Source organism: Magnetococcales bacterium (genome assembly GCA_015231925.1).
In the GTDB taxonomy this organism is placed as follows: domain Bacteria; phylum Pseudomonadota; class Magnetococcia; order Magnetococcales; family JADGAQ01; genus JADGAQ01.
In genome coordinates, this window is record JADGAQ010000254.1 from 1 (window position 1) to 4,830 (window position 4,830).

Annotated in this window: 3 protein-coding genes; all 3 read left to right on the top strand. The window is 59.6% G+C overall.

Translation table 11 applies throughout. The features are described from left to right. Positions 1-381 precede the first annotated feature (381 nt). The gene (locus HQL56_18225) at positions 382-3,282 is read left to right on the top strand and encodes an EAL domain-containing protein (protein ID MBF0311456.1); all 2,901 of its coding nucleotides are present in this window, start codon (positions 382-384) and stop codon (positions 3,280-3,282) included. A 322-nt stretch (positions 3,283-3,604) separates the two neighbouring features. Continuing rightward, positions 3,605-4,555, top strand: coding sequence for a cation transporter (locus HQL56_18230; protein ID MBF0311457.1), 951 nt, complete (start codon positions 3,605-3,607; stop codon positions 4,553-4,555). A gap of 76 nt (positions 4,556-4,631) precedes the next feature. Next, on the top strand, positions 4,632-4,830 hold a 199-nt coding region (locus tag HQL56_18235; GenBank protein MBF0311458.1), incomplete at its 3' end, for a hypothetical protein.

The window sequence follows — 4,830 nt, forward strand, 5'->3', positions numbered from 1 at the left end:
ACCATGATGGTCCCCAGACCCCTGCAATAATGCAAAAATGAAACAGAAACGGAATGAGGCGACCGGAAAGCAAAAAGGACCGGTGAACCCTCCCGGACCTGCCCGCCGGATCACCTCTCGATTCAACTGCGATGGCCCTTGAAGCCGGTGGATCGTTCCTGCGGAATATGCTATTTTTGACAAAATTAACGTATCGTTGCCAGGTTTATGGTGTGATTCCCGGTGTGTCGGATAAATGATATTATTTATTATATGTTCAGGGTACGGTTTCGTTTGTAAATTTTTATCGATATGGTGGGGTGGATGATCGGTATGGAAGGGATCGGATTCTTTGTCGGGAGGGTGGATCGTGGTTTTATATTTTGTTCTGCCAGCCGCAACATGGCGGAGTGGCTCGGCCGGGAGATTACCGGTTGCTCCGTAGCGGAACTTCTGGGAGAGGCGTTCTTTTCCCTGCTCCGCCCTCAGGCGGAATCCCTTGCGCCGGGGGAAAGCCTCCATTTCGAATGCGCCATCGACCGGGCGAAACAGCCTCCCTTCGAGGTCGAGGTGATCTGCGTCTCCTCCCCTCCGCCCGAGGACGAAGAGGCGCTGCACTACATCCTGATGTTTCAGGACATCTCGGAGCGCAAACGCAAGGAGCGTGTGCTTCGGAAGGCCAACCGGGCCCTGCAGGTTCTGGGCTATTGCGGTACCGGATTGCTGTGCGGGGGCGGTGAGGAGGATTTTCTGTCCAGGGTGTGCCGGTTGCTGGTGGATGTGGGACGGTACCGGCTCGCCTGGGTGGGCAGGGCCTGCGAGGATGCGGCGCGCAATGTCCGTCCCGTGGCTCAGGCCGGCTTCGAGGAGGACTACCTGAACGGGATCGCCATAACCTGGAGCGACGACGAACATGGTCAGGGCCCCACCGGGAGGTGCATTCGCGAGGGGCGTCCGGCCATCATGCGCGACATCGCCGGGGATCCCGCCTTCACGCCCTGGCGCGATCAGGCCCTGCGCAGGGGATACGCTTCCTCCATCGCCTTGCCGTTGCGCTCTTCCGGGAAGATGTTCGGCGCACTGAACATCTATTCCGTCGAGAAAGATGCCTTCGACGCAGAGGAGCAGCACCTGCTTGCCAACTTGGCGGATCACGTTTCCGTCGGTCTCCAGGTGCTGGGTGAAGCCCGGGAACGGGAACAGGCCGTGAAGGCTCTGGAAAGGAGCGAGGAACGTTTCCGTTCCATGGCGGAAATGTCCACCGTGGGGATCTACCTGACGGACCGGGAGGGTCGTTACGTCTATACCAACCCCGAATGGGAACGCCACGCGGGGCTCTCGCGGGAAGAGTCGCTGGGGGATGGCTGGAGACAGGGTGTGCATCCCGACGACCTCGAACGGGTCATGGCCTTCTGGAACGACCCTGGCGCCTCCGAAGGTTGGAAAAGCCAGGAATTCCGTTTCCTCGACCGGCGGAACGATACCGTCACCTGGGTTCACGCCACCGTCAATCCCATACGGGATGAACAGGGCGCTGTTTCCGGTTATGTCGGCGCCAATGTCGATATCACCTCGCGCAAGGAAACGGAGCTGCAACTGCGCATCGCCATTCGGACCTTCGGCGACGCCATGGACGCGGTCTCTTCCCGCCTCGAACTGCTTTCATGCGTGTTCCGGCATTCCACCGAAGGCGCCCTGATCACCGACGCCAACCGCGTCATCATCTCGGTCAATCCGGCCTTCACCGCCATCTTCGGTTACAGCCCCGAAGAGGTCGAAGGCAAGAGACCGGGTATTTTGCGTTCGAGCCGCCATGACTCGGCATGGTATCAGGACATGAACCAGAATCTGTCCCGGGATGATCACTGGCGCGGCGAGATCTGGAATCGCCGCAAGAGCGGTGAACTGGTGCCCGTGCTGCTCAACATCGAGGTGTTGCGCAATCCCCTCGGCCAGGCGGTGCATTATATCGGTCTCTATACCGATCAGTCGGATGTCAAGCAAACCGAGGAGAAGCTGAAGTTCAATATCTCCCATGACGGGCTGACGCGACTTCCCAACCGCAATCTCTTTCGGGACCGTCTGCAACAGGCCATCCTGCAGGCCGTGCGCCTGAGAACCAAAGCGGCCGTGGTTTTTCTCGATATCGAGATGTTCAAAGGCATCAACGACAGCCTCGGCCATCTCGTCGGGGATCGGTTGTTGCAGGAGGTCGCCACCCGTCTTGAGGAGACCATCCGCGAGGGCGATACCGTCTGCCGGTGGGGAAGCGATGAATTTGCCATACTCTTCAACACCATCTCCCGGATCGAATTTGTTTCCCTCGCCATCGGGAAATTGCGTCTGGCTCTGTCGGTCCCCTTCCAGGTCGAGGGGAAGACGATTCATCTCCATGCCCGGTTCGGGGTGGCACTGACGCCGGACGACAGCCGCGAGCCGGATCTGTTGATCCAGAAAGCCAGTATCGCCTTGAATCGCGCGAAGTTGTCGCATCATGAGGAAATCGGTTTCTTCTCGCCGGAGATGGAAGAAGCCGTGGTCCGGCGCCTCACCCTCGAAATGGAATTGCGCCTGGCTGTCGAAGCGGGGCAACTGAGGCTTCACTATCAACCCAAATGGGATCTGCAGCTCAACGAAATCATGGGCGCGGAGGCCCTTCTGCGCTGGCATCATCCCCGGCGGGGGCTGGTCTCCCCGGCGGAATTCATTCCGGTCGCGGAAGAGTCCGGCCTGATCGTGCCCATCGGGCAATGGGTTCTGGAAACCGCCGGCCGTCAGGTGAGAAGCTGGCTTGATCAGGGCTATCCGGGTCTTCGGATCGCGGTCAACCTCTCTCCCAGACAGTTCCGGGAGAAGGCGATCGTTGAGACCATACAGCGCGCCTTGGCCGAAGCCCGGATCGGACCGGAATTCCTGGAAATCGAGATCACGGAAGGGTCCGTCATGGAGAATATCGAGGCGTCGGCGGAGGTCATGGCCAGGCTCAAAAAGATAGGGTTGCATCTGAGTTTGGATGATTTTGGAACAGGATATTCCTCGATGAATTATCTGAGACGCTTTCCCATCGATACCCTCAAGATAGACCAGTCTTTCGTGAGGGAGTTGACGGCGGACAGCCACGATGCCGCCATCGTGACGGCGATTATTTCCCTGGCGCACAATCTCGGCAAGCATGTCGTCGCCGAAGGGGCGGAAACGGCCGAGCAGGTCGAATTTCTTCGGGAAAAGGGCTGTATCGAGGTACAAGGGTATTTCTTCGGTCGCCCTCTTCCGGCGGACGAGTTCGCCAGGAGGTTTTTCTGAAGTCGGACCGGAATCGCCGGGAGGGGAGAGGCGGCCATGCTGACCGACAGGTGCGCCGCAATGCGGTCAATCGCGGCGATAAGGCTTAACCGTGGGGATCTCGCGGTAACCTGGGGTGAATGGATCCCTTCACCGCATCACCGGAGGTTGTGTGTTCATGGTGATAACCGTCAGAAAGGGATGGATCGGGGCGTTGCCGCGATGATGAGGGTGCCTGGTGGGTGGGAAGGGCCATTCCCACCGGACCTCCATTTGCTTCGAAGACAATTCCTGCTACCATGAGCGGAATGACCTGCCAACCCCGCACGGGATAGCCACCACCTTGAATGCCGAGTCGACCCGTTCCTGCCCCATGAGCGTCATTCCCATTCGGGAAGAGCGGTTCACCGACGCCGCCCGTTGCCGGCAATGCGCCAATCAGGCGGCGCGCCTCGATTTCTTCGTCACCCTGGGGGAGACCGTCTTCAGCATGCTCATGGGCCTGATGACCGGCAGCGCCGGTCTGCACGCCATGGCCCTGCTCACGGGTGGGGACATCCTCTCCAAAGGCGTCAACTGGATGGCCATTCTGGCCTCCCACAAGGCGCCGACCCCCCGCTTTCCCTACGGCTACGGTCGCCTGCAGTTTCTCTCGGCCCTGTTCATCGGGGTGCTGCTGTTTTGCGGGGCCATCTTCTTCTTTCTGCACAACATGCAGGACATTCAGTCCGGAAAACTGCAGCGCGCCGGTGGCGTGGCGGTCTTTTCCGCGATTCTGCTGGCCACCTCCTCCTGGCTGATGTACCGCATCATGAGCTGTACCGCCGACCACAACAACAATCCCGCCATTCGCGCCGCCGCCATGGACAACCGGGTTGACTCCTGGTCATCCATCATGGTGCTGATCGGTGCGGTGTTGACCCACTTCGATTTCCTCACGGCAGATCGCATCATGGCTCTGGTGGTGGCCCTTTTGGTGATGAAACTCGGGGGCGAAATCGTGCGGGACGCGGTGCATAGCCTGTTGGACATGGGATTGCCCCCCGACATCCAGGCCCAGGTGCGGGCTTTGTGCGAAGCCGATGCGCGGATTTCCGGGGTGAAACGACTGAGGGGCCGCCGCATGGGCGGCTCCTACGAAATCGATATGGAACTTTGTCTTCCGGGAGAGTGTTCGATCCGGGAGGCCCAGGAGATCAAAACCGCCTTGCGGCGGGAAATCGCCGGTAAAGTGCGGCATGTGGAGTCGATTCAAATGGCCTTTTCGCCGGATTCCCCTTCCCCGGGGGGGTGATTCCCCTGGCCAGGTTCGAATTCAGGTGGAAATCTCCGGATGTCCTGGGATAGCCTCCCGGCGGGAGGCGATGACCATGACCGCCATTACCTTTGACACCCCCCGGGTGGTGCGCCGTCTCAAGGATGCCGGTATTCCCGGGTCTCACGCCGGGGCTTTCAAGGAAGCCCGGGCGACGCAAGCCAACGAACCGGCGGCCAAACGGGACATCATGGAGTTGGATGTTATTCCATTTCTGTTTCATTCGTTCATTAATACGGGGGTCCGGGGGCGAT